The 25,414-nt window shown below is 42.2% G+C and carries 23 protein-coding genes and 2 other annotated features; of the genes, 15 read left to right on the top strand and 8 right to left on the bottom strand.

The window, feature by feature from the left end:
* Positions 1-130: 130 nt before the first annotated feature.
* The gene (locus CN378_RS09350; protein ID WP_098351622.1) at positions 131-427 is read left to right on the top strand and encodes a TIGR04104 family putative zinc finger protein; all 297 of its coding nucleotides are present in this window, start codon (positions 131-133) and stop codon (positions 425-427) included.
* A 45-nt stretch (positions 428-472) separates the two neighbouring features.
* On the opposite strand, the gene CN378_RS09345 is transcribed toward CN378_RS09350, so the two are convergent.
* Complete coding sequence (locus CN378_RS09345; protein WP_098351621.1) at positions 473-1,366, bottom strand: glycerophosphodiester phosphodiesterase; 894 nt, start codon at positions 1,364-1,366, stop codon at positions 473-475.
* Positions 1,367-1,841: 475 nt separating this feature from the next.
* On the opposite strand from CN378_RS09345, the gene CN378_RS09340 reads away from it, so the two are divergent.
* The 6 genes from CN378_RS09340 (at position 1,842) to CN378_RS09315 (ending at position 9,261) form a co-directional block, all read left to right on the top strand.
* Positions 1,842-2,639: an alpha/beta fold hydrolase gene (locus CN378_RS09340; protein ID WP_098351620.1), complete on the top strand. Its 798-nt coding sequence runs from the start codon at positions 1,842-1,844 to the stop codon at positions 2,637-2,639.
* 100 nt (positions 2,640-2,739) lie between these two features.
* Positions 2,740-4,185: a sensor domain-containing diguanylate cyclase gene (locus CN378_RS09335; protein ID WP_098351619.1), complete on the top strand. Its 1,446-nt coding sequence runs from the start codon at positions 2,740-2,742 to the stop codon at positions 4,183-4,185.
* Between the two features lie 233 nt (positions 4,186-4,418).
* The gene (locus CN378_RS09330; RefSeq protein WP_257141087.1) at positions 4,419-5,147 is read left to right on the top strand and encodes a YwaF family protein; all 729 of its coding nucleotides are present in this window, start codon (positions 4,419-4,421) and stop codon (positions 5,145-5,147) included.
* 66 nt (positions 5,148-5,213) lie between these two features.
* Positions 5,214-5,789 (top strand): glycerol-3-phosphate acyltransferase, encoded by a 576-nt coding sequence (locus tag CN378_RS09325; protein WP_257141086.1) that lies wholly within the window; start codon positions 5,214-5,216, stop codon positions 5,787-5,789.
* Positions 5,790-5,800: 11 nt separating this feature from the next.
* On the top strand, positions 5,801-7,411 hold the full coding sequence (locus CN378_RS09320) for an aminotransferase class V-fold PLP-dependent enzyme (protein WP_098351618.1): 1,611 nt from the start codon (positions 5,801-5,803) through the stop codon (positions 7,409-7,411).
* Entirely contained in the window at positions 7,408-9,261 is a 1,854-nt protein-coding gene (locus tag CN378_RS09315; RefSeq protein ID WP_098351617.1) for an LTA synthase family protein, read from the top strand. Before CN378_RS09320 ends, CN378_RS09315 begins: the two co-directional genes overlap by 4 nt.
* Positions 9,262-9,350: 89 nt before the next feature.
* On the opposite strand, the gene CN378_RS09310 is transcribed toward CN378_RS09315, so the two are convergent.
* Together CN378_RS09310 and CN378_RS09305 are read right to left on the bottom strand one after the other, a co-directional pair.
* Positions 9,351-9,698 (bottom strand): hypothetical protein, encoded by a 348-nt coding sequence (locus CN378_RS09310; RefSeq protein ID WP_098351616.1) that lies wholly within the window; start codon positions 9,696-9,698, stop codon positions 9,351-9,353.
* A 135-nt stretch (positions 9,699-9,833) separates the two neighbouring features.
* A complete protein-coding gene (locus CN378_RS09305; RefSeq protein ID WP_098351615.1) occupies positions 9,834-11,081 on the bottom strand; it encodes an ATP-binding protein in 1,248 nt (415 codons plus the stop codon).
* Between the two features lie 475 nt (positions 11,082-11,556).
* On the opposite strand from CN378_RS09305, the gene CN378_RS09300 reads away from it, so the two are divergent.
* The 5 genes from CN378_RS09300 to CN378_RS09280 all read left to right on the top strand — a co-directional run bounded on the left by CN378_RS09300 (position 11,557) and on the right by CN378_RS09280 (position 16,844).
* On the top strand, positions 11,557-12,414 hold the full coding sequence (locus CN378_RS09300) for a YitT family protein (RefSeq protein WP_483295075.1): 858 nt from the start codon (positions 11,557-11,559) through the stop codon (positions 12,412-12,414).
* Positions 12,415-12,711: 297 nt separating this feature from the next.
* Positions 12,712-13,533: an undecaprenyl-diphosphate phosphatase gene (locus CN378_RS09295; protein ID WP_098351613.1), complete on the top strand. Its 822-nt coding sequence runs from the start codon at positions 12,712-12,714 to the stop codon at positions 13,531-13,533.
* A gap of 73 nt (positions 13,534-13,606) precedes the next feature.
* Positions 13,607-13,831, top strand: a binding site (T-box leader).
* Between the two features lie 35 nt (positions 13,832-13,866).
* Positions 13,867-14,090, top strand: a binding site (T-box leader).
* A 50-nt stretch (positions 14,091-14,140) separates the two neighbouring features.
* Positions 14,141-15,343, top strand: coding sequence for a threonine--tRNA ligase (gene thrS / locus CN378_RS09290; protein WP_098351612.1), 1,203 nt, complete (start codon positions 14,141-14,143; stop codon positions 15,341-15,343).
* Positions 15,344-15,575: 232 nt separating this feature from the next.
* Positions 15,576-16,304, top strand: coding sequence for a UMP kinase (pyrH, locus tag CN378_RS09285; protein ID WP_483295072.1), 729 nt, complete (start codon positions 15,576-15,578; stop codon positions 16,302-16,304).
* A gap of 120 nt (positions 16,305-16,424) precedes the next feature.
* Positions 16,425-16,844 carry a GNAT family N-acetyltransferase gene (locus tag CN378_RS09280; protein WP_098351610.1) on the top strand — a complete coding sequence of 140 codons (420 nt, stop codon included), beginning with the start codon at positions 16,425-16,427 and terminating at the stop codon, positions 16,842-16,844.
* Between the two features lie 44 nt (positions 16,845-16,888).
* Here the strand turns inward: CN378_RS09280 and CN378_RS09275 are convergent, their stop codons facing one another.
* Both CN378_RS09275 and CN378_RS09270 read right to left on the bottom strand, forming a co-directional pair.
* Entirely contained in the window at positions 16,889-17,113 is a 225-nt protein-coding gene (locus CN378_RS09275) for a hypothetical protein (protein WP_098351609.1), read from the bottom strand.
* A 205-nt stretch (positions 17,114-17,318) separates the two neighbouring features.
* A complete protein-coding gene (locus tag CN378_RS09270) occupies positions 17,319-17,795 on the bottom strand; it encodes a DUF2062 domain-containing protein (protein WP_179884860.1) in 477 nt (158 codons plus the stop codon).
* Positions 17,796-18,004: 209 nt separating this feature from the next.
* Here CN378_RS09270 and pssA point away from each other — a divergent pair, with 209 nt between their 5' ends.
* Positions 18,005-18,679 (top strand): CDP-diacylglycerol--serine O-phosphatidyltransferase, encoded by a 675-nt coding sequence (gene pssA / locus CN378_RS09265; protein WP_098351607.1) that lies wholly within the window; start codon positions 18,005-18,007, stop codon positions 18,677-18,679.
* 105 nt (positions 18,680-18,784) lie between these two features.
* Here the strand turns inward: pssA and chrA are convergent, their stop codons facing one another.
* The 3 genes from chrA to CN378_RS09250 all read right to left on the bottom strand — a co-directional run bounded on the left by chrA (position 18,785) and on the right by CN378_RS09250 (position 22,294).
* Positions 18,785-19,969, bottom strand: coding sequence for a chromate efflux transporter (gene chrA, locus CN378_RS09260; RefSeq protein WP_098351606.1), 1,185 nt, complete (start codon positions 19,967-19,969; stop codon positions 18,785-18,787).
* Between the two features lie 18 nt (positions 19,970-19,987).
* Positions 19,988-20,296 carry a PadR family transcriptional regulator gene (locus CN378_RS09255; RefSeq protein ID WP_098351605.1) on the bottom strand — a complete coding sequence of 103 codons (309 nt, stop codon included), beginning with the start codon at positions 20,294-20,296 and terminating at the stop codon, positions 19,988-19,990.
* Between the two features lie 216 nt (positions 20,297-20,512).
* Positions 20,513-22,294, bottom strand: coding sequence for a dihydroorotate dehydrogenase (locus CN378_RS09250; RefSeq protein ID WP_098351604.1), 1,782 nt, complete (start codon positions 22,292-22,294; stop codon positions 20,513-20,515).
* Between the two features lie 199 nt (positions 22,295-22,493).
* Here CN378_RS09250 and CN378_RS09245 point away from each other — a divergent pair, with 199 nt between their 5' ends.
* Both CN378_RS09245 and CN378_RS09240 read left to right on the top strand, forming a co-directional pair.
* A complete protein-coding gene (locus CN378_RS09245; RefSeq protein ID WP_098351603.1) occupies positions 22,494-23,981 on the top strand; it encodes a lipase family alpha/beta hydrolase in 1,488 nt (495 codons plus the stop codon).
* Positions 23,982-24,241: 260 nt separating this feature from the next.
* Entirely contained in the window at positions 24,242-25,291 is a 1,050-nt protein-coding gene (locus CN378_RS09240) for a M14 family metallopeptidase (protein WP_098351602.1), read from the top strand.
* Positions 25,292-25,414 lie beyond the last annotated feature (123 nt).

The following is a 25,414-nucleotide window of genomic DNA, read 5'->3' as shown; positions in this document are numbered from 1 at the left end:
CTTCTTTTATCCTTATTATTCCGAAACCGATAGAGAGATGAGGGACGGACCTTTAATATGGCCTATTCCTTTGATGCCAAAAATGGTAAACTAGAGAAAAATGCAGTTGTAATACCTAGGGGGAAATGTTTTGCAGAAGTGTACTGTATGTAAGAATCAATTTCAATGGAAAGAATTATTATTTTCGATCTGGAGCTCTTATAAGCCGATTGAATGCAGTCAATGTGGAAAAAGGCATACGATCAGCTTTGGTTCAAAATTTTTAGTTTCCTTTCTCATTATCGTTCCAGCCGTGATATTCGGTTTAGTGATTGCACCTGAACAAGGGTTATCAAAACCGGTTACATTCGCCCTCATTGTCCTAATGGCCTTTATGATTTCCCTTATACTTCCGTTATTTGTTAAATATGAGCACAAACACGGATAAAAAAACAGAGCTGCCGACCGGGCAGCTCTGTTCTGTCTATCTACTCTATTTCTTTTTCATTTCTTTCAATACTTCTTCTAAACGATCAGGATAGTTCGTGAACATTCCTGTTACTCCCCACTCGATCAATCTTTTCATATCTTCCTTTTCCAAGACAGTATAAGGGTGGATAAGAAGATCGTGATTGCGCACTTTTTCTACATATTCTTCATCGATTTTCTTGAAGCTCATCCCAAGACCTACTGCATATTCCTCATAATGGTCAAGCTCTGCCTCTGTGATGGTTGCATCCTTCTTATAGTCGATTAACTGGACAAGGGGGATATCTTCATCCATGTCATGGATTTTCTGAAGGCTCGCTTCACTAAAGGACTGAATGATCACTCTACTGGAAGGGCCGTTTTGTCGTGTCAGATTATATTCATCAAGTATCTTCAGTAATTTTTCTTCCATGCCCGGATATACTTCAGGTGACTTTGTCTCAATATAATAGTGTTTGTCTTTTCCAAAATGTTGGATGACTTCCTCGAGAGTCTGTACTTCAAGGCCGTTATATTCAGCCTTAGCCTTTTCGGGATACATGTCATTGAACCAGGAGCCCGCATCCAGTTCTTTGATTTGCTTCAACGTATAATCCTTTACCAGACCTGATCCATCCGTGGTTCGATCAAGTGTTTCATCATGCATGGCGATCAATTCACCGTCTTTTGTCATTTGGAGATCAAGTTCTATGTAATCCCCACCCATTTCGTCTCCCACTTCATAGGATGCAAGGGTGTGTTCCGGAGCGTAACCTGATCCCCCTCTGTGGGCGATGTTGAGAATCTTATTGTCATTCATAGATGGATGACCAGATTGCGCAAAGGCGGGCTGGACGGTAGCGGCCCCGATTCCTATTATTGCTGCAGATAAACAAACATTTTTTACAAGAGTATTCATTTTATTGTCTCCCTTCTGATTGTAAGCTCAATTCAAGGATATAAAATGAATATGAAAGGAAATCTCTTTGATTGAAAAGGTTCTGTGAACATTGTATTAATGCAATATGACAGCTGAGGCGAAAGGCGCATGTCGAAAGATTGAAGAAGTGAGAGGGGATTTGAAAAAAATCCTGTATCCTTTTTTTATATCACGAAGTATGGCCTTGTATTGAATCTTCAATATTGAACCATATTGATCCATCACAAAATGTTCGGAATTTCTTCGGATTCTATATGACAAAGAACCTATAGATAGGATAGAATAAGAGATACATTAAGGTAAGGCTTCAAGAGGGTAGAGTGCATCATGCGATTGAATCATAAAACCGAATTTCCTATTCATGATAATCGTAACGAAAGGAAAACGGTGCTTGGTTAATCACCTGATCCATTCCAGTCTTTTGGTAGGTTGTGCTGTTTATAAGGAGAAATGGATGCTAGAATACATCGTACATCAGGGAGTCGGCAAAGAGTATGCGGTTTTCCTCCATGGAATCGGGGGGACTTCAAGTATCTTCTGCAAACAATTGGAAACCTTTAAGAAACATTATCACGTAGTGACGATACACTTGCCTGGTCATGGAAATTCACCGGGAATTGAAACATATGAAGATCCGTTTACAATTAATTTAATCGTTCGTGAGGTAGTAAAGGTCCTTGATGAAATCGGGGTCGAACAAGCCCACTTCATCGGGATATCTCTCGGTTCAGTGGTGATTCATGAACTGATGCAACAAGTGCCGGATCGGGTGAAAACGGCGGTTCTGGGAGGCTGCATCACTCGTTTTACGCTATTTGCCAACACTTTGCTTCAGGTAGGTCATGCAGTGAAGAGCATGATTCCATTCATGTGGTTGTATAAACTATTTGCATATGTAATGATGCCTAAAAGCAATCATAGAATTTCAAGGAAACTATTTATCCGGGAAGCAAAGAAAATGAACCGGAAGGATTTTCTGGGGTGGTATCAGCTTACCCCATATATGAAATCGACCTATGCCACCGTTCAGGAAAAGGCATCGCATATTCCAAAGCTTTACATTTCGGGAAAAGAAGATCATTTGTTTATCGATTCACTTGATGAGGATACAAAGGGAGACCCTTCTGCTGTGAAGGTTTTCCTTGATGGTTGCGGTCACGTTTGCAATGTAGAGAGACCGACTGAATTTAATCGGCTGGCTCTTGATTTTATCCATAATAATCAGGAGTTCACTCTGCGGAAGGTTCAATAGCATGTATAGATCCCATTTCTTCGTCGGAATGGGAGATTTTTTGTGTAATTCATGAACAGAGATCATCGTACATAACGTCACATATAAAGGGAGTGAAGATATGGACCATTCTCGCGGGGAGAACGATCTAACAAACCAGGACCGTGTACATGCCCTCACTTGTATGAGCATCTATCAGTGCGGCAGGGAAGAACGATACGACCGGATTACCAGGATAGTGAAAGAAGTATTTAAAGTGGATATTTGTCAAATCAATTTGCTGACAGATCGCGAGCAGCTATTCAAATCGTCCGCGGGCCTTTATGAAGAAGAAAGAGATGTAACTCGTTCACCTGTAACCGAGTCGATGTGTCAATACGTGATAAACGGTAAGACCTCTTTCGTAGTGGAGGACACTCTGCAGGATCCGGATGCTCCTGTATACCATTATGGAGAGACATACGGGATCCGGTTTTATGCAGGTGTCGGGTTGAAGGTGAAGTCAGGGCATGTCATCGGAACCCTTTGTATTGTCGGAACCAAACCGAGAACGTTTTCACATGAAGAACTGGATTTACTGTTAAGCTTTGGTAAGTGGGTGACGACAGAAATAGAACTTCAGGAAGAATTAAAGATGAAAGAAAGCCGGGAAGCCTTTTTAAAAAGGTTTCATGCGACCTTTACATCACCAGGCTCTATTAATGAGAAGCAAATGGAGTTGCTGCATGCCCTCTCTCTATTAATAGGTACAGAGAAAATGGGTATATATTATTGGAATCATGATGATCTTCTCTTTTATAAAGCTGAAAGGGAACTTCCTCTGCTTCCGGATGGTGAATTACGAAGCGGCATGCAGACATATTTGAAACACAGCAACGATAAAGGATGCATACATTGCGGTGATACCCAGGTCCATCTCTTACCGATCGTTGATAGTGGCAAGGCAAAAGGCTGCTTTTTCTTTGCGGAGGAAAAGGGAGATACCGCTTTTTCACAAAGAATGAAGGTGCATGAAGACTTACTGAATATGGGTACTGAATGGATGAACATGGAGTTTCTTCGAATGGAATCACATCTCGAAATTCAGAGGTTGTTAAGGACCGATGAACTTACCCAGCTGAAAAATAGAAAGGCGCTGCACGAAGACCTCCTCGATTGCGATGTACCATATGCCTTATTATTTTTGGATATCGATCAATTTAAAAGGATCAATGATACCTATGGCCATTCTGTTGGGGATTTCGTCCTCAGGGAAATTGGCAGTCGGTTGAATGCTTTGAAAGAATCGCATGAGGTAGCTTGTTACCGTATTTCAGGCGATGAATTTGTTCTACTTGTGAAGAATGAGGACCAATATGCAGTGGAAGCATTGGCTGAAAACGTCTTGTCTGCATTTTCTCTGCCTTTCGCCTTTGATATGCATCAAGAGTTGTTTGTGGGTGTGAGTATTGGGGTGAGCGTCTCCTCTGGTGATCGGAAGGACGACTTTAAGTCTGTGATTCAACGGGCAGATCGGTCTATGTATCAATCGAAGCGTTTGGGAGGGAATCGATTTACCATAGATTGAAGTGATTGGGCTGGATAGTGGAAAATCCCTGTCAGGAACCATAAGTGTTCCTGACAGGGATTTTTTGTATCTCATTTGGGGTATGGAAAACAGGTGTTGAGGTCCGTCCCTATTGAAAGGCGGATGAAAGCTTAAAATAGGGAGTTTGTGTGAAAAAATTAAGGTCCGTCCCTTTAAAGGAAATGAAGGGTGGATGGGAGAATATAGTATAGATATGCAGGGGGATTGGGGGTGTGGTTGTAGAGGTTATGAATTTTAGGTATGAGGAGTATCCGTTTGTGTTGTTTTCGGTTTCTCATCTTGTGGCCATTATCATTTGTCTTGGTTGCATGGTGGGGTTATTTGTAAGCAGGGATCATGTTCAGGGCAGTCTGAAGAGCGTGCTGAAATGGCTATTGATCGTTTTGCTGGTACTGAGTGAAGTGTCATTTCAGGTTTGGTATATCATAAACGATCAGTGGGATGTAACGATTAACTTGCCTTTCCAACTATGTTCGCTATCCCTATATCTCTGTACGATCATGCTCATAAGCAAAAGCTATAGAATCTTTGAGATTAGTTTCTTTGCCAGTATGTCGGGTGCGTTCATAGCCATCGTCACTCCGGAGTTGTTTTTTGGTTTTCCTCACTTTCGATATTTTCAATTCTTCCTGGCACATTTAACCATTATATTAGCGTGTTTGTATATGGTATGGATCGAAGGATACAGTTTGTCGATCGGCTCCCTCGTCAGGGCTTTCCTGGCTTTGAATACGATTGCTGTTATCGTATACATTGTGAACAGGATCACCGGAGCGAATTACATGTTTCTCTCACATAAACCGTATAATGCGAGTCCAATCGATTATTTGGGGGAATATCCATGGTACCTTTTATCCCTCGAAGGGGTCAGTCTTCTCTTATTTCTCCTTCTATATGCTCCGTTTTATCTAGTGAGGGAGAAGAGGAGAGGTAATAGGTAAATATATGAAACTTTCTTCTCGGTTGATTCGTCTATTAACATATAAGAATAATGGGGAGCAGGTATGATGAGTCAAAGTTTGATGTTAATTGCAGTCATGTTGCTTTCTTATGGAATGGGCAGCATCGCGGGAGCTTTTTATGTTGTGAAAATCTTCACCGGGAAAGATATCAGGAAAATGGGGAGCGGCAATGTTGGTGCAACCAATGCAGGAAGGGTCGCAGGGAAAAAAGGATTTTTCATGACCCTTCTGATCGACGCAGGTAAAGTGATTCTGGCATTATCCCTGACTTCTACCTTGATTGGCGGGGAGGGTTATTTGATCCTGAGCTCGATAATGGTCATGCTGGGACATTTGTATCCCATCCAACTTGGGTTTCACGGTGGGAAGGGAATTGTTGTATATCTGGCTTCCGCATTATTCCTCTGCCCGGTAAGCATCGGTGTTTTCGCTATCATAATGGCCCTGTCATATATAAGCATTAGGAAGTATTCGTTAGCCGGGTTTATTTCGATGGGGAGCATCCCGATAACAGCCTATGTGATTGAGGGTTCATTCATAGTAGCAGCAGGATTAGGGGCTTTATTTGTGACTGTCCTCATGTTCCATAACAGATCATTTCATCATTCTGCCGAAACATAGGAGGTACAAGTATGCATAATCATACTCTGCAATATAAGATAGCTGGGGATGCAGATGAATTTCAACAAATTTACTCGTTAAATTATCAAACGTTCGTAGAAGAAATTCCTCAGCATGAAGAAAATGATACTCGTAAGCTTGTAGATAAATTTGACGATGAAAATACATATGTGATAGCAAAGGCTCAGGATGAAGTCGTGGGCATGATCGCTGTAAGGTCCAAACGCCCTTTCTCACTGGATCAAAAGCTGAATGATCTTGATGGGTATTTACCAGAGCGGGCCATTCCTTGTGAAATCAGGCTGCTATCAGTTAAAGAAGCGTATAGAAGTACGAGGGTCTTCTATCAATTATGTGACCGTCTGGTATCCTATTGTTTAGAAATGGGATATACGATGGCTCTTATTTCCGGGACCGTGCGTCAGCTTAAACTATACAATCGCATCGGTTTTATCCCATTTGCTGATCTCGTTGGTGATGAGAGTGCAAGATTTCAGCCCATGTATCTGACCCGGGAAAGCTTTGAGAATTCAACGAAAGCATTTCAGCGTTTAATGATACGAAAGTCTGAGGAGACTATCACCCAATCGTTCCTTCCTGGTCCCGTCCCCCTTCACAGCAGAGTAGAAGAGGCGCTTAAAAGAGGTTCGTCATCTCATAGAAGCAGCTCATTTATCCGGGAAATGGAAGAAGTAAGAAAGAACTTAAGGGGAATGACCAATGCGAATCATGTACAGCTGGCAGTGGGGACCGGGACATTATCCAATGATATGGTTGCAGCCCAGCTGAAAAGGATTCCAGGAAGAGGTCTTATCCTGGCAAATGGGGAATTTGGCTATCGTTTAATCGATCACGGAAATCGATCCAATCTGTCCTATCATACCATTGAGAAGGACTGGAATGAACCGATCACGGTTGAGGAAATAGAAAGCGTTCTTCAGTGTGATCCCGGCATAGGGTGGCTATGGACCGTTCATTGTGAGACATCGACGGGGTACTTATACAATATCGGGGAAATCCTTTCACTCTGTCAAAAATACAGTGTAGAACTCTGTGTTGATGCATGCAGCTCACTCGGAACCGTGCCGTTGGATTTGAAAGAAGTATACCTCGCAACCTCGGTCAGCGGTAAGGGGATAGGTTCTTATCCAGGACTGGCGATCATTTTTCACCGGGAAGAAATCAATCCATCTGCCTCGATCCCAAGATACCTGGATGTGGGGATGTATGCTATGAATAAAAGCATTCCTTACACGCACTCATCAAATCTTTTAGGTGCATTGAAAGAAGCCCTCCAGGTAATGGACTATAAAAAATCGCTTGAAATCTCCAGGCAAGTGAGGGAAGTATTGAAGGAAGGAGGCTTTCATTTACTTGGGGATGCACTTTATTCCCCTGGGGTGATTACAATTGCACTAAACAGGGAACAGTGTAGTAGACAATTTGGTGATGCCTGCAAAAGTAAGGGCATTCTTTTAAGCTACGAAAGTGAATACCTGATAAAAAGGAACTGGGTGCAGGTAGCACTCATGGGATCATATAATGAACGAAAGGTTTTGAAAGCAATGACAATGCTCATCAAGGAATATCAACGCATGATGGATTCAAAGGTAGTGAAATGAGTAGGGCTGCAGAATTTTTCCATCGTTTTAAAACGCATAAATTATTGGGGTTTGCCATTCTAACCCTTTGGATCAAGACCGTTTTGGTATCCTTCATAGGATTCAATCTCCGTATAGAGTCTTACCTGGACTTATTGCTAATATTAATGAATCCGGTCGGTTCATTAATGATTTTAATCGGATTCAGCTTTTATTTTTTTAAGGAAGTTAAACGGGGCCTGGTCCTGCTTATGATGGGAATAGCTACCGGACTCCTTTATGGGGACCTTCTCTACTTTCGGTTTTATTCGGATTTCGTCACGGTCCCCATCCTTTTTCAGTTTAAGAACGTAGGAGGCATCGGACCCAGCACGTTTGAATTGATGAGCCCGTGGGATCTCTTACTATTGGTTGATATCATCGTTGCCGGATGGATGGTAAAAAAGAAGCAGACGATTCCCTTCACGATGACAAGCCGATGGAAGTTCACTTATATTGGATTGAGCCTTGCGTTGCTATTGATTACCGTTGCAATGGGTTTAGTGAAATCACCCTATTTATTTGCCGAATCCTATGACAGAGAACAAATGGTGAAATCCGTAGGTCCATACAATTACCACATGTTCGATATCGGAATTGCAGCAACGAACCCATTTTCCCAAATATTCGCGAGTAAATCAGATACCGAGGCATCCATTAAGTATACGAAATCAATGAAGAAAAAACCCTCCGATCTCTTTGGGGTTGCTGAAGGGAAGAACCTGATTTTAGTCAGTTTGGAGTCCACACAGAATTTCGTGATCAACGAAAAAGTGAATGGAAAAGAAATTACACCTTTTTTGAATTCACTGATTAAGGACAGTTTTTACTTCAGTAATATTTACGACCAGACGGCACAAGGAAAAACATCGGATGCCGAATTTATGATTGATACAGGGCTATATCCCTTATCAAGCGGTTCCGCTTTCGTGAGGAAACCCGATAATCAGTATCAAAGCCTTCCTCATATCCTGAAAAAGAGGGAAGATTATTATGCGGCTGTTTTTCACGGGAATGAAAGGACGTTCTGGAACCGGGAAATGATGTACGAGTCGCTGGGCTATGATCGCTATTTCTCCAAGAGGGACTATAGAGTAACAGAAGAAAATTCGGTGAATTATGGGATAAAGGATATTCCTTTTGTTGAACAGACCATCTCCCATCTTGAGAAAGTCCCTCAGCCATTTTATACCCGTCTCATCACGTTGACGAATCATTTCCCCTTCCTATTGGATGAAGGGGACCAGTTCATCGACCAAGCCGCTACGAATGAAGATGTCGTGAATCGTTATGTCACAACGGTGCGTTATGAGGACGAAGCAATCAAGACCTTATTTGAGAAGCTTAAGGCAAACGGTCTATATGATAATACGGTAGTGGTGCTTTATGGAGATCATTACGGAATATCAGAGAAATATGAGCCAGGGGTATTTGAGCTCCTGGGTCAGAAGGATACTCCGGTCAATCACGCCAAGCTTCAGCAGGTCCCCCTTATCATCCACGTTCCGGGTGAAGAAGCCAGAACGATTGAAACCATCGGAGGGGAGATCGATATCCGTTCGACGGTCCTGCATCTGATGGGCATTGAATCAAAGAATACTCTTTCTTTTGGTCACAGCCTGTTCACCCGTGATGAAAATCATCCCGTCATTTTCCGGGATGGCGATTTCATAACAGATAAGTACATTTTTCAAGACAATGTATGTTACAAGAAAAAGAGTGAGGAATCTGTAAGTGAATCTCTATGCGAGCCATTTAAGGAAACCGTCAGAAAAGAGTTAAGGATGTCAGATGATATTCTATACGGCGATTTATTGAGGTTCCTCGAATAGATGAAAACCCCGGCTTAAGAGAGCCGGGGTTTTCATTTAAAAAAGAACCTAATTTGATAACTATAATATAATTATGTAAACAAACCACCTTACCATTCATCCTTCGATTGCAATGGGTAAAATCTTCCGTTAAATCCTATCACCTTAATATTGATCATTTGCTTAGGGTCATTAAGACTTTTGTATTGTCTGCTTATCTGCAGTGTGAACAAACCGGGAGAATAGGTGCCACTTACGTCAGCATACTTGATTCTCTCAGTTATATCCCCACTGACACTTTCCATTTCGATGATGGAGCAGTCTTCGTTGCAGTCGATCATATACTCTTCCTGTAACCATTTTTCAAAATCCTTTTCATTCGGTTTGTTGAGAATCGTAATCATACAGAGTGTCACGATTACTGCACATAAAAAAAGAAACGTCCATCTTTTGTTCATCCTTCGATTCCTTCTTTCAAAATGATTGTTGGAAAATCCTGATAAAATAAGTGTATCACAGTTCGAAAAGGAAGGGACGAGGAATCCCCATAAGAAAAGAGCTTAGTGGGCCTAAGCTCTTTACAGAGATTCTTTTTATGGTAGAAGTGGTAATTTGATCTTTACGACAGTTCCCTTTTTCAATTCACTTTCGTATTCAATCATGCCACCCATTTCACGAATGAGCTTATTTGTCACCATACTCCCCAATCCTGTGCCTTTTGTTTTCGTCGTATAGAAGGGTAAACCGATTTTCTTTAATTGCTCTCCGGTCATCCCTTTCCCATTATCCGAGATTATGATGATGATAGAGTGTGAGAAAGGATCTTCTTTTAGACTGATCGAGATTTCCCCTCGGCCCTCGATGGATTCGATCCCATTCTTAATGATGTTCATGAAGGCTTGCTTCATATGATCCTCATCTCCCTTAATATAATGGGAGCCACTACCGTGAAAAACGATGGATGTATTGGAGTAGGAAGCAAAGGGTCTTAATAAATCCACACAGTCCCCGATGACGGTTTCAAGGTTGAGCCTGGACAGGTGAAATCCGCTTGGCTTTGCCACGCTAAGGTAGTCCGTAATAATTTTGTTTGTTCGATCCAATTCATTCAGTATGAGGGGGGAGTATCTCTTCAATCGTTCATCCTCTGAATCCTCGCTTAGATGCTGAATGAACCCTCTTACGGTTGCAAGGGGATTGCGGATCTCATGTGCTATGGAAGCCGCCATCTGTCCAACCATGTTCAACTTATCCAGGTATACCATCTCTTCAATCTGCTTATTGGTGCGAATCAAATGTTCAATGATGAACACCAGAGCAAGAAAGGTTAAGTAGAAAATAGTAAAATAAATGAAATAAAATGGCAGGTGAAGAATAGGTATAAACAAATTAATGATCATGATGTAGAGGAGCGAATGAATAAGGAAAATCCCAGTACTCGCCAGCCATTTATACTGTGTCTTCAATAGCATCTTACGGAAAATAATCCCAATTATAAAGGGCAGCACTGAAACAGCAATGCCTACCGCAACGTATGGACCACCGATTAGATAGCGGAAAACGATCACGCAGCATAAAACAATCGAGCCTGACAATAATCCGGCATAAATAGTGGCAATCAGAATCGCGATCATCCGTAAATCGAAGTGGGTCTCCCCAAGGGTTTCAATCGGATACAGCATGCACAGCAGTGCTCCGAATGATGCAACCAGTCCGTACGTGATCTTATGTTTGAAACCGGAATCCTGTTTTTCCTTAAAAGGAAATAATACATTTGCATTATAAGTAAAAGAAAATAAAATCGTAATATTGACCAATAGTGCTTTGATTAATGTAATCAAAAGAAAAGCCTCCAAAAAAACTACTTAACGTGAGAACACAACCGCTCCCAGCCTGTACATAACATGAACATACAAGTAATAAAAATACTTCATTTCCCTCTATTAGTCAAATCTTACTATTGTTTGAGGGACGGACCTTCTGTAAAGCTTGTTTTTAAAAGCAGTCTACCCAGGTTAACCTATTGTTAAAGCAGGTGTGAAGTGGATTTCAGCTCTACAATGATGGTTGGAGAGAGTGAAAGGAAAGGTCCGTCCCTCTTGATTTGCAGGTATTTTAGCGTGGAGGATAGAATATATAAGTTATACAAGCTATTGTTGTGGGGAAGGGTCAGGTGAGCAATACATATCGGTGAGTTTCTATGGTGGAATCTGGACAATTTCTTATTCAGAGGCTGTACTGTAAAGGTACCTTATACGAGGAGGAATGAAGATGATGGAAGGACAGATTGTACATGAACCCCGGCAGGTGAAGGTCATGCATAAGAAGATTCCCCTGAAAGAGGTGGTGAAGAGGGTCATCCTGATAACGATCGGAGCAGTGATCATGGCTGTCGGTCTTGAGATTTTCCTTGTTCCCAATCAGGTCATCGACGGAGGAATCGTCGGTGTCTCCATCATGCTTTCCCACATAACCGGCATTAAGCTTGGACTGTTTATCTTCATCCTGAACATCCCCTTTTTCTTCATCGGTTATAAACAAATCGGAAAAACCTTCGCGTTCTCTACCCTTTATGGCATCATCATTCTTTCTATTTCTACAACTTTCCTTCATCCCGTTGCAGCCTTTACGCAGGATATTTTGCTTGCTTCCCTTTTCGGAGGCATCGTCCTTGGAATAGGAGTCGGGATGGTCATCCGCTACGGTGGTTCCCTGGACGGAACAGAGATCCTTGCCATCTTATCCAGTAAAAGACTTCCCTTCTCTGTTGGAGAAATCATCATGTTTGTGAACCTTTTCATTTTAGCCAGTGCAGGCTTTGTATTTAGCTGGGACAGGGCGATGTATTCACTCCTTGCCTATTATGTAGCATTTAAAATCATCGATATCACGATAAAAGGGTTGGATGAATCTAAATCTGTTTGGATCATTAGTGAAAATTATGAAGGGATTGGGGATGCCCTCCTGCACCGTTTAGGGAGGGGGGTCACCTATTTGAAGGGAGAAGGTGCCTTTTCAGGTGATGACAAAAAAGTAATATTCTGCGTCATTACACGACTTGAAGAGGCAAAGTTGAAGGACATCGTGGCTGAGCATGACCCATCTGCCTTTCTGGCCATTGCGGATATTGCAGAAGTAAGGGGTGGAAGGTTTAAGAAGAAAGATATTCATTAATTTCCTTATAGATTGGCAGTCTATTTAAGGTACATCTATGAGCACAGAATGGGAAATCTCCTATTTCTGTGCTTTTTTGCGTACAAGACCAAACGGAAGCATGTCATAATTTGACTCCATAACATAGGTGGATTTGTATGAAAAAATTCTTATTGTCGCCTTTCAATACTTGTAGTAATATATTCTAGATTGTTATAAAGAATATTCTCCATTCTTTTGGGTACAGCCCCCGATGGTCGACTTTCCACGTAACAATGCAAAAACAATTTCATCTTTACTAGAGGAGAAAAGCAATCAATGGAATATGTAATCCTGATTAAAGCATTTATTCTGGGAATGGTAGAAGGTCTAACGGAGTTTGCCCCTGTATCCTCTACTGGTCATATGATTGTAGTGGACGACTTATGGATCAAATCGAAAGAAGTGCTGGGTAAATATCCTGCAAATACGTTTAAAGTAGTGATTCAATTGGGCTCCATCTTGGCCGTCGTCATTGTGTTCCGTGACAGATTCAAGGGGTTACTGGGATTGAATTCACGTAATGAAAGCAGGTCGCCGCGTTTAAAATTAACACATATATTGGTTGGTTTACTTCCTGCGGTTCTCCTCGGTTTGCTCTTTGAGGATTACATTGACGAACATCTCTTTTCACTTAACACGGTTCTTGCCGGACTAGCCATAGGTGCATTTCTTATGATCGCTGCGGATATATTCCGTCCTAAGGAACAGACGGTTGAAACGGTTGATGAAATCACCCATCAGAAAGCGTTTATGATTGGCCTGATTCAATGTCTGTCACTATGGCCAGGCTTCTCAAGGTCGGGGTCTACCATTTCCGGAGGCGTTCTACTCGGTTTAAGTTATCGTGCAGCTTCGGATTTTACATTTATCATGGCTGTACCGATCATGTTAGGTGCAAGTGCCCTGTCTCTTATGAAAAACTGGATGTATTTTAATGCTGAATTCATGCCCTTTTTACTAGTAGGGTTTATCAGTGCATTTCTTTTTGCCTATTTGTCCATTCACTTTTTCTTAAAGGTGATCAATAAAATCAAGTTAATCCCCTTTGCCATTTACCGTCTTATTCTTGTCGTCATTATTTTAATTGTTTTTGTATAAAATGACTCTTGACAGTTAGAAAATACTACCATATAATTTCAATAACACTTTGATGGTAATTGGAATATACTATACGAAAGCAAAGAAGAGGACATGAGTCATTCACTATTCTCTTATTCAGAGAGCAGGGTCACAGGCTGAGAGCCCTGAAGAGGAAGGAATGATTTACCGCCTTGGAGCAATTATGGGGAACTTTTAGTATCCATAATCGGGAAAACCGTTATCTTACTTAAGCGAAGGATTCACAATGTGAGCACTTCGAAATTAGGGTGGAACCACGACCGCACTCGTCCCTTGGTTAGGGATGAGTGCGGTCTTTTTAGTTGAATTGAATAGCGTGCGATGAAGAGGACACGAATCATTTATGCTTTCTTACCAGAGAACAGGGCCATTCGGCTGCAAGCCCTGTAGAAAGGAAGTGATTTACCGCCTCGGAGCTATTATGGGGAATTGATAGTATCCATAATCGGGAAAACCGTTATCTTACTTGAGCGAAGAACTCATAAATTTTAGTACTTCGGAATTAGGGTGGTACCACGACCGCATTCGTCCCTTGGTTAGGGATGAGTGCGGTTTTTTATATTAAAAATTTAAAGGAGGAAAAGAGATGTCCATTCAATCTGAGGTTGAAAAGCGTAATCATAGGAAATTAGGACAGGAGCTTGAATTATTCATATCCATGGAGGAAGCGCCAGGCATGCCGTTTTATTTACCTAAAGGGATGCTGCTGAGAAATGAGCTGGAGGACTTTTGGAAGAAGGAGCACCGGAAGGCGGGCTATCAGGAAATCAGGACACCGGTCATGATGAAACAGGAGCTGTGGGAGAAGTCGGGACACTGGGACCATTACCACGAGAATATGTATTTCTCTGAAGTGGATGATCAGAAATATGCCATCAAACCGATGAGTTGTCCAGGAGCAGTGCTGATTTATAAAAGCAAACGGAGGAGTTACCGGGAATTACCCCTTCGTTATGGAGAGCTTGGATTGGTTCACCGTCATGAGCTTTCGGGGTCTTTGAGTGGGTTATTGAGGGTCCGCTCCTTTACACAAGATGATGCCCATCTTTTTGTAAGAGAAGATCAAATCCGTGCAGAGCTGCATAAAGTACTCGATCTTATTGATCGTTTTTATGGGAAGTTCGGCTTCGAATATAAGGTTGAGCTCTCAACTCGCCCAGAAGATTTTATGGGGTCTGTTGAACTTTGGAATCAGGCGGAAGGGGATCTGGAGGGAGTACTGGAAGCAAGGGGAGTCGACTATCACGTCAATCAGGGAGATGGAGCCTTTTACGGACCGAAAATCGACTTTCATATTCTCGATTGTCTGGGAAGAAGCTGGCAGTGTGGAACGGTACAACTTGATTTTCAAATGCCCGAAAAATTCGAGTGTGAATATATAGGTGAAGATAATAGGGTTCAAAGACCGATTATGATTCATCGCGCTATATATGGATCGATCGAACGGTTTTTGGCTATCATCATTGAACACTTCGGAGGAGATTTTCCTCTTTGGCTTGCACCTCATCAGGTGAAGATCCTTCCAATCTCTGAAGCCCATATCCCGTTTGCCCAAGAGGTGAAGTCACAGCTGGAATTAGAAGGCTTCAGGGTGGAAATCGATGAACGGATTGAAAAGATGGGAATGAAAATCAGGGATGCCGAGATGCAAAGGGTCCCATATATGATGGTAATAGGTGACAAAGAAATCCAACAGGATTCTGTATCCCTCAGAAAAAGAAAACAAGGGAACATAGGTGTAAGAAAGATAAAGGAGGTTATTAACAGGTTAAAAGAAGAGATGGTGTAAATGAGTAGGGATGGTTGAATAAAATGAAGGTGAAAAAAATGATGAAAATGCACTTGACCATTTCCTGTATTTTCTATAAACTAACAGAAGGAAAATTCTGAATAGAATGAAAGGGGGAGGAAGAATGAGCGCTATTCTACAGAAATGCACCGCTATTTCTTCTTCCCATTTAAGAGCTAAAAGGTAATTCATTTACTTTTTAGCTTTTTTTATGTCATGAGGGGGAATGAAGATGGGATATAAGAGGGTGTTAATTAAATTAAGCGGTGGTGCATTGGCAGATAAAGAAGGGAATAATTTTGGAACAGCAGAGCTTGAGCATATTGCGAACGAAATCATATCCATTGTGAATATGGGCATAGAAGTCTCCCTGGTTGTGGGTGGAGGGAATATTTTTCGTGGCAGTTTAGCGGATACTTGGGGTATCGAACGGGTGGAAGCCGATAGTATCGGAACGCTTGGAACAATCATAAACAGTCTGATGCTAAGAGGGGTATTAAAAAGTAAAACCGATAAAGAAGTCAGGGTCATGACCTCGATTCCTGTATCAACAGTGGCCGAACCTTATATACGGCTTAGAGCCGTCCATCATTTGGATAAGGGATACATTGTCATATTCGGAGGGGGGAACGGCCAGCCGTTCGTCACGACAGATTATCCGAGTGTCCAACGGGCGATTGAAACGAACTGTGATGCTATCCTGGTAGCGAAGCAAGGAGTGGATGGTGTATTCACCTCTGACCCTAAACGAGATAAAGAGGCAAAGATGTACCATAACTTAAACTATGATGACGTCGTTTTGAACAATATTAAAGTCATGGATCAGTCAGCGCTTCTATTAGCGAGGGATTATAAACTACCTGTACACATCTTTAACTTTGATCAAGTGGGGACCATGAAAAAGATTTGCACTGGACAAAGATGGGGAACCCTGATTAATCATGAAAAAACCAGACTTTAAGAACCAGGGTTGAAATAAAAAAAACGTGCGATCCAAGGGGATAAGAATTTGGACTTCATTCAACATTTGAATCGACTATGGATTTGTGAAAATGTGGTATATATAGGGAGGGCAGTGAAGATGAAGGTCAGCATCATGAACCAATTTGAAGGAGATAAACTGGATGAGATCGAAGCCGTTTATCATTCCGTTGGATGGGTTAAGCATACAAATGATGTAATCTCAAAAGTGTTTCAAAGAAGCGATGTCATTTCCATTGCGGTTTGTGATGGACGCATCGTGGGGGTGGGAAGAGCACTGACGGATGGTGTTTTCAATGCAGCGATTTATGATATAGTCGTCCACCGCGATCATCAGCGCAAGGGAATCGCCAGTCAGATCATGAAAAACCTGCTGGAACAGCTTAAAGACATATCATGCATCCAGTTGATTGCTACGACAGGAAATGAAGCATTTTATAGGAAATTCGGGATGGAAAACGTGAAGACCGGCATGGCCAGGTATCTCAATCCTGACTTGGCCAACGAATATTTGAAATAGTAGTGGTGTTTCTTATAAAAAAGAAGCCTGGTTGGGCTTCTTTTTTATAGTATCTGCGTTTTGTCCTTTGGGTCCTGAAGTTTCATTTGTTCTAACTCAAGCCTCAGTTTCTGGGTCTCTATGACGAAATTTTCATGTTTGAGTTTTTCCAACTCCAGTTCATCTTCCATCATTTTCTGTTTCAGCTTGGATTGTTTTTGGAAATGGTCTGTGATGATCCCGAGAATGGGTATGGAAAAAATCATGATAACAGCTATAGTTCCAGTCATTTCAATCCTCCTCTTTCTCATTTCGCGCTTGACATATAATAGTTAAATTATAACAAAACACGAAATGAAATAGTATAGAATGTGGTCATCACATAGAAGAAAACGTGTATAAAAGAATATACGTATGGGAGCTTGAAAGAGTTTCATCATTTTATAAAAGAGGGTTCATGTTGGAAGGGGGCTTACGCATACAGAAAGCGGAATACTATATATTCCACTTTCTCTGAACAAACGACAACATAGAACCACGGTATTTTTTTACCGCGGAATTTGTGATGGTATAAGTAAGGATCCCGAATAAGGGGATATTGATGAACATTCCGGTAATGAAGGCTTTACCGATTTGTAAACCGAAGCCTAAAGCCTCACTTGTGGTATCCACAGCATCTGTTGAGGGGGCTGCCGCATCAATGGGAAAAAAGAGATGTCCTACAACAACATTCAGGTAAAAGAAAAAAGGGAACGCCCAGATCAGGGACACCCCGCCGACCAATCCGGCGAAGGGGTTACCCCTGAAAATCTTGGCACAGGCAGTAGATATGACAGGTCCAATACCAAAGGAGGGAATAAAGTTTATCAATAAGCCGACAGTGAATCCCAGTGCAATGCTGTGGGCATTATCTTTTAGCCGCAACAGCTTCAGAGTAAGACATTTGAACTCACGCAGTTTTTTTCTCAACATTCTATCATCACCAGTTATATCAAGATTTGTCATTTCGGTCTATATTACTACGGTCATCTTTGTATATAGTATGGCTAATTTTTTAGATTGTAAATGGGAACAGCCGTTTTTTATGAGGGAAAATGAAATTTCTTTATCAGATATCTTTAAAAGAAGCTATAAAATGGTATTCTAGTAATAATAGATTTTTTGCAGAGTGAGGACGAAGTATGAAATTAACAAAAAAAATACCCAATATGGTGACCTTGGGGAACTTGTATTGCGGATTCTTATCCATTGGATTTGCCGCAAGCGGCCAATTCAAGAACGCTGCGGTGTTGATCATTATAGGCATGATGCTCGATAGTATGGACGGAAGGCTTGCGAGAATGCTCAATGCAGACAGTGTCCTCGGTAAGGAATTGGACTCTCTGGCAGACATTGTGACATTCGGAGTGGCGCCATCCTTCCTGGTTTACTATACCTATTTCTTTCAATTCGGTTTATTAGGGTTCATTGTAGCCGGTCTATTCCCATTATTCGGGGCATACCGCCTGGCTCGCTTCAATACAAGCCCGCCTAAATCTTCATTACACTATTTTGTGGGTGTTCCCATTACGGCAGCCGGAGGGATCCTGGCTATTTTGACCTTATTCGGGGAATGGATCCCTAACATTGTGACAACCGTTATTTTTACAGCGATGTGCTTCCTCATGGTGAGCAGGATTCGAATCCCGAGCTTGAAGGAAGTCCCGCTGCCTAAGTATGGCACAATCGTGACCATTTTCATCGGTGCATTGTTATATGTAATCTATAAAGGTACATATGAGGCATTTCCTTATTTAATCTATATTGCAACGCCTCTATATATTGCTTATCTTGCCTATCGATTTATTAGAAGGTGAATAGGCGGTCCCTCTTCAACTTTAGAAAAATACGGGAAGGCAAGAATCAGAAATGAGCCAGGCAACGACTGCCCGGCTCATTTCTTTTCATTTTAGAAAAAAGAGTTAAACCATGCCCATCAGAACTCCGCCAAGGGCACCTGTGACCACAACAACCCAGGGAGGCAGCTTCCAGAAGACAAGCATGCTGAATAAAATCGCTGCGAAAGCGAAGTCGATCGGGGCAAGAATGGAGGATGTCCAGATCGGGTGGTAGAAAGCCCCAATCAGAATTCCGACGACTCCAGCGTTCACTCCCATCAATGCTCCCTTTATTTTTGGATTCTGTCTAAGGGAGTCCCAGAACGGCAAGGTACCTAAAATAAGCAGGAATGCAGGAAGGAAAATCGCGACCGTCGCCAGCACTCCACCTTTCCAACCGTTTATCACCGCCCCAATATAAGCGGCAAAAGTGAAAAGAGGTCCGGGGACAGCCTGGGCTGCACCATATCCGGCTAAAAATGATTCTTCAGTCATCCATCCCGTCGGTACGAATTCACGTTCAAGAAGTGGTAATACCACATGGCCACCCCCAAATACCAATGAGCCGGACCGGTAAAAACTATCAAAGAGTGCGACCCATTCCAATGTACTGTATTCACGGAAAATAGGAAGCAAAATCAATAATCCAAGAAATATCAATAAGCAGATCATAGCAAATCTTCTTGAAATCGGGAATTCAACACCTGCTTCATCCTCAGGAGATTGATGTCTATAAAGGAGGAAACCGATAAAGGCAGACAGAACAATCACTCCGACTTGTGTGATTGTGGTTTGCCAGATCAATATGACCACCAAAGCAAGGAGGGCGATGGCTTTTCTCTTTAAATCCGGCGTCAATTTTTTTGCCATACCCAGAATCGCATGAGCGACAACAGCCACCGCCACAATTTTCAATCCATGTATCCACCCGGCACCCGTCATACCCACCCCCTGAAGAAGGAGGGCAAAGAGGATCAATGCAAGTACCGAGGGAAGTGTAAAGCCTAAGAATGAAACGATTCCCCCTAGCACTCCGCCTCGAATGATGCCGATTCCGATCCCGACCTGGCTGCTGGCAGGCCCTGGGAGGAATTGACAGAGCGCAACAAGATCTGCATACCTTTTTTCATCCAGCCATTTCTTCCTCCTTACATATTCTTCATGGAAATATCCCAGATGCGCGACGGGTCCCCCAAATGAGGTGAAACCCAGTCTGGTTGATATAAAAAGGATCTCCAATAACGTTTTTATATTTCTTGATGTTTTCAATGATCATCCACCTTCTTATCAATCTTTGATCTCTTTAAAGAGCTCATATGCTTTACTTCTGGCTTCTGACAAAACCATACTTCCTTTATCAGTTGTTGTATAATACTTTCTGATCTTCCCGTCTACATTCTTATCTTCTTTCGTAAGAAGGCCGTCTGTCTCCATCGAATGCAGGATCGGATACAACGTACCCGAGCTGATGCTATATCCGTGTTCTCTCAGTTCCTCAAGCATCCAGGTACCATAAATGGGCTCATCCTTGGCATGATGCAAAATATGAATCTGGATAAAACCGAGAAAAAGTTTTCGTAAGACTTTGTCTTCCAATGAAACACCTCCCCGAAAATTCAAATCGAAAGTCGATATCGAAAATCGATATCGGAATTATATACAAAAACTATAACATGATGAATGATTCTATTAAAGAGCTAAGGCCAAATTTACAAACTCTTAATGGAGGTGCTTCCCTTCTGTTTTTCAGCTTTTGACTGAAAATGCGTGAAAACCTCCCTCAGTAAAAAGCCGTATCCACACTGGATACGGCTAATCTTCAACTTTATCACTGGATTTATGAAAAAAGGGATAGGTTTTGACTAGTCCAAATAAATACAATCCAATGGCTAAGTACGCGGGCAGAAGGTGGAGGAACGAGGTATACCCGATAGCGAAATGAATATAGATGCCGGCTATAAAGGCAGGGAGCCCCCCAATTAGCATTGTCCACCAAACCCACTTATTACCCTGCTGAAAACCCCAAAGGGAAAGAGTCAAGACCAATAATCCGACACTTAATAAAGCACTGCCGAACCCCGCCCGGTCGTGCGCGATGACGGGAATGAGGTTTTGATTGAACTCTTGAAGTACCCCTTTTGGCATACAGAGGTATAGGAGGTCAGTCGGAACAAATACAGAAGTAACCCCAAAGTAAGAGATGACAAGACCTCCAAGAACAAATGACAACCCGAGGACGACAAATGCCAGCTGACCGTAAAGGGAGTGTAACCAATCTTTATGATTTCTGCGATTTCCAGACGTTGGTGTTCCTCTGATCTTCCTGGTATGGATCCACCCATGTCCGTAAAAGGGTATCAAAATAAGCCAAAATAAAAGATGAAGCCAGTCGAAATACCCGTAGCCGATAAATAAAAATATCCCCATAAATCCTGTAATGGCAGCAATGTCTATTGACTGCCTTGCCCATAGGAGACCTTTTTTGACCCCATGGAAGGCGAGCTGCATATACACGATCCCTCCAGATATCATTGTACCTGCCAACGTCATCCGATCATGAGCCATAAAGTTCACGATCCGCTCGTTGAATAAGGTAATCGATTCCCTGGGCATTCCCAGATAATATTCATCATATGGCAGAATCACTGTCGTTAAACTAAAAAGGAGAGCTAACAGTCCACCCATAAAAATCAATAAGCCAAAATACCAGTAAGACTTCCAACCCTTTTGAGGAGTGGATAAGGGAACGTTTGCATCATCCAGTGATGCTTCGTTAATGCGCTTGGTTAAACCCGGACCCGAAAAGACATATCCTTCTGCCAAAAGAATAAGGTCTGCCCCCGCATATAGCAGGGATAGGGCCTGACCCGGTTCATGGACTCCACCAGTAGTGATGATGGAAAGGGCAGGCATTGCCTTTTTGTACGTACGAACAGTTGAAAGGAGAGAATTGAATTCATCTGCTTCTACAACGATTCCTGACATCTCATCCACGTATGGATGATGGAGAAATTCTAAAGTCGGATTAGAGATGAAGATTGGTTTATCACTATGTATATCAGGGTGGATTTCATCAGAATCGATGATATATCCGTCTGCAAATCTATCTAACTGACCCATCATTTCAATCATTTCCTGCGCTGTACCCGACAGGCGTATGATGAGGGGCTGTTTTTTTCTAATCTTTCTTAATTTATGTAGAATCCTCTCTAATCCAAGTGATTCAGGGGGGTCCGAAAAATGAATCCGCTTTTCATTGTGATTGACAATGGGATGGGACGCGTCTCGGTTAGAGTGTAACATTACCGGCCCGATTTCCATAAGGCCAAATCCCAAATGGGTAAATGCAGGGGTGCCGGTTAGTAACGGATCAATTTTACCGGAAAGACCGACCGGATTGGCAAATTCAATTCCTTTTATTTGTCTCTTTAGATAGGGGGAACATTCTTCCCGACCCAGAAATTGGATCATATGAGATCCAAGGGGGAGAGAAGCGACCGTACTCATTCCTCTGTGTATGAATTCTCTCGATATGTAGGCAGGGAGTTTGGATAAAACGGGTTTGAATATTCCGTGATAGGACCAGTCAGGCATGGCAAAACCCTCCCGATTTTATTGTTGTACCACCATTTTAACAGGGATTCTGATGTAGGGGGGATGATTTTTTTCCGTGAAAGATCAGTATATGAACATTTTTTGGTTCTTTCTTCCTGAATTCAGTTAGACAAGTCATATCTTCAGAAATTAGCCGATATACTTTACAGGTTCATTTCAACGGAAAAGGAGAGAGTGTATGATCAAAAAGATTGGTATGACGGTTTTGGTATTGTTTTTACTACTGCCGTCCTGGAGTCAGGCGGGTTCTTTTGGTAATGATGATCCTTCAGGTGTTCCCGGGCAGTGGTATGTAGGTACGACCCCTTCGTACGTAGCTCCTTCAAAGCAGCCGATCCTTTTTGTACACGGTTTAAACAGTTCTTCTAATACATGGTGGAACGATAATAATATGTACGACACCGCCTATCAAAACGGTTATGAAACCGCTTTTATCGACCTGTATCCAACTAAGAATATGTGGGATAATGGTGCGCTCCTGGCACAAAAAATACGGGACATTTACCATTACTACGGAGAAAAAGTGGTGGTCGTAGCCCATAGTAAAGGTGGAATCGACACTCAGTCTGCCCTTGTCCACTACGGAGCTTATCCTTATGTATCACGAATGATAACCCTCTCTACACCACATCACGGCTCACAATTGGCTGACCTTGCTTATAGCAGCTGGGCCGGATGGCTCGCAGGTATCCTTGGCAGTAAGAATGATGCCACTTACTCACTTCAAACGGGGTATATGGCTTATTTCCGCTCAGAAACCGACCAGCATGTGAATGTCAATAAAAATCCAATCTATACGTTCGGAGGGACGAAGTGGGGGAGCTTTGGAAGTTCCTTGTACTGGGGTGGATTATATCTGAGACCTTATGGAAGCAATGACGGGGCGGTTACGGTCAATAGTTCAAGACTCCCTTATGCCACAGAATTGAGGGTAGGGGACTGGAATCATTTCACCATCAAGGGAGGGTCTTCCACATTTAATTTATTTAAGGGTTATTTGAATGAAACCACCCTTGATTCAACGGGTTTGAAGACTCAAAGCGAGGAGCAGTCATCTTCCTTCCATAATGAGGCATCCTCGTTTGTCAGGGGAGGGGAAAGCAGTGGGAAGAAACAAGAAAAAGTCATGGTTGAAGCTGGTGCAGAGTCCGTTACCTTTGATTGGATCAGTGATAGCTCTTCCTCTCACTTGACTTTGAAAGATCCCTCAGGGAAAATGTCTTCGTCCTTCCATGTGAAAAAAGACGACAGTGAATATTTCAATGGGGCTTATCATCACACACTTACGATTCAAAAACCCGCTTATGGTGAGTGGACCTTGGAATCAAACCCTTCATCACCAGAAAAATATCTTATGGTCGTTTCCTTTGACAGCATATTGAATGATAGCGTTGCAGTGAATATAGTTCAGGATGAAATCATTTTGAAGAAAAAGGACAAAAAGGTAGATTTGATGCACGACATGACACTGGAATACTATAAAGATGGGAAATTGAAAGAGAGTAATGCGAAGTCCAAGAATGGCTCATTAAAGCTGCCGAATCTCGGAGAAGGGGTATACAATGTCACCATTGATGTAGATGGTAAAAAGGACAAAAATGACTTCAAACGAACCATCATCAAGACGATTTATGTCGATGCAACAGGGAAGGTGTATGGGCAGTAAATAATGGTGAATAAGAGTTTTTGAGAAGCTGATGATGGTGGGCTTCTCTTTTTTTGGAAAACACAAAAGTAAATCTGAACCATTCGTCTCCCTTCTATAGTTTGACAAAAGTAAACATTTTTTGGGAATGATAGGACTGATTATCCACACGCTATTCCGGAACTCGGTTCTATTGTTTCATTTTTCAAAAAGAGAAAGGGTTTCGATCTTGTAATCTCTAAGTATATCAGGGAGACGAAATATATGAGGAGGAATACATAATGAAGAAGAAACTAATGATTGGTGCTCTTTCAAGTGCGTTGGTAGCGTCAGGAATCTCCTACACTGCCCCGGGTGTATCGGTTCTTGCGGATGGTCCAGATTACAAAGGAAGCGAGACGATTAAAAACGAGCGTCTTCACAGTTATGAAGAAATGGCAAGCATGCTGCAACATCTGGATCAGAAGTCAGATGCTCTTTCACTGGAAGTCTTCGGACAGTCTGTCAAAGGCAGAGATCTTTATCTCGCGAAATTCGGGAATAATGAGGAGAATCCGACAGTCCTTTATTTGACTCAGCAGCACGGAAATGAAACCTTGACGACTGAAGGAGCTCTTCAGTTTATCAAGCACTTGACATCCAACTCAAAAGAAGTGAGCGAATTGCTGGAAAACGTGAACATTCTGGTTGTTCCCCGCTTGAATGTAGATGGGGCAGAAGGAGACGTGGATTTTTCGTTGGATGATTATGTGTCGGGGACCCATACGCGCTACAATGCGAATGGGGTGGATTTGAATCGTGATCATGTCGATCGGAATCAGCCTGAAACAAAGGCACTTCATGAAAACGTCCTCCAGGAATATATGCCTGATTACATGATTGACCTTCATCATCAAGGGGCAGAAACCACTCTTGGGGATACAGATGAGCTTGTCTCCGGTTCCATATTATATCCGACTAATGAAGAAGTAGATCCGGAAGTCGTAGAAAAATCCAAGCAGCTTGGTGCAGTCCTTTATAACACCGTTGAAAGCAGAGGATTCGGAACATTGTCTAAATACATTGGCGGCTCCGCTCAGACGATAAGCCGAAACGGCCTTGCGGTTGAGTACGGTATCGCCACACTTCTTTTTGAAATGAGAGGTATGGCCGATCATTATAGAGATGATTATGTTCTCGGCCAGAAGAGCAATGGCTATCTCATAAAGCAAGCGGTCATCAGCTTAGAAGCTACAGCAAAGGCGATTGCTGATGGCACCATTGAAGAGGTGGATACATCTTTTTGGGATACGCTTCCCGAGAGTTCATACAATCGAAGTGAGAGTGAGTAAGTAAAATAGTAAGGTGCGCTTCTACTGAAGAAGTGCACCTTTTAATGTAATAAGACTATATGCTACACCATAAGGAGGTATTTGAAATACATAGTCCCTGATAGCCCGTTTCATGCTACACTT

This window comes from Bacillus sp. AFS015802 (assembly GCF_002561455.1).
In the GTDB taxonomy this organism is placed as follows: domain Bacteria; phylum Bacillota; class Bacilli; order Bacillales; family Bacillaceae_B; genus Rossellomorea.
The sequence above is the reverse complement of the archived record's forward strand: the minus strand, read 5'-3'. Positions and strand labels throughout refer to the sequence as shown.

Coding starts and splice junctions, on each gene's coding strand:
- CN378_RS09345 (WP_098351621.1), bottom strand. CDS start 1,366: ATGAATACTCTTGTAAAAAATGTTTGTTTATCTGCAGCAATAATAGGA.
- CN378_RS09340 (WP_098351620.1), top strand. CDS start 1,842: ATGCTAGAATACATCGTACATCAGGGAGTCGGCAAAGAGTATGCGGTT.
- CN378_RS09335 (WP_098351619.1), top strand. CDS start 2,740: ATGGACCATTCTCGCGGGGAGAACGATCTAACAAACCAGGACCGTGTA.
- CN378_RS09325 (WP_257141086.1), top strand. CDS start 5,214: ATGAGTCAAAGTTTGATGTTAATTGCAGTCATGTTGCTTTCTTATGGA.
- CN378_RS09320 (WP_098351618.1), top strand. CDS start 5,801: ATGCATAATCATACTCTGCAATATAAGATAGCTGGGGATGCAGATGAA.
- CN378_RS09315 (WP_098351617.1), top strand. CDS start 7,408: ATGAGTAGGGCTGCAGAATTTTTCCATCGTTTTAAAACGCATAAATTA.
- CN378_RS09310 (WP_098351616.1), bottom strand. CDS start 9,698: ATGAACAAAAGATGGACGTTTCTTTTTTTATGTGCAGTAATCGTGACA.
- CN378_RS09300 (WP_483295075.1), top strand. CDS start 11,557: ATGCATAAGAAGATTCCCCTGAAAGAGGTGGTGAAGAGGGTCATCCTG.
- CN378_RS09295 (WP_098351613.1), top strand. CDS start 12,712: ATGGAATATGTAATCCTGATTAAAGCATTTATTCTGGGAATGGTAGAA.
- thrS (WP_098351612.1), top strand. CDS start 14,141: ATGTCCATTCAATCTGAGGTTGAAAAGCGTAATCATAGGAAATTAGGA.
- pyrH (WP_483295072.1), top strand. CDS start 15,576: ATGGGATATAAGAGGGTGTTAATTAAATTAAGCGGTGGTGCATTGGCA.
- CN378_RS09280 (WP_098351610.1), top strand. CDS start 16,425: ATGAAGGTCAGCATCATGAACCAATTTGAAGGAGATAAACTGGATGAG.
- CN378_RS09275 (WP_098351609.1), bottom strand. CDS start 17,113: ATGACTGGAACTATAGCTGTTATCATGATTTTTTCCATACCCATTCTC.
- CN378_RS09270 (WP_179884860.1), bottom strand. CDS start 17,795: ATGTTGAGAAAAAAACTGCGTGAGTTCAAATGTCTTACTCTGAAGCTG.
- pssA (WP_098351607.1), top strand. CDS start 18,005: ATGAAATTAACAAAAAAAATACCCAATATGGTGACCTTGGGGAACTTG.
- CN378_RS09250 (WP_098351604.1), bottom strand. CDS start 22,294: ATGCCTGACTGGTCCTATCACGGAATATTCAAACCCGTTTTATCCAAA.
- CN378_RS09245 (WP_098351603.1), top strand. CDS start 22,494: ATGATCAAAAAGATTGGTATGACGGTTTTGGTATTGTTTTTACTACTG.
- CN378_RS09240 (WP_098351602.1), top strand. CDS start 24,242: ATGAAGAAGAAACTAATGATTGGTGCTCTTTCAAGTGCGTTGGTAGCG.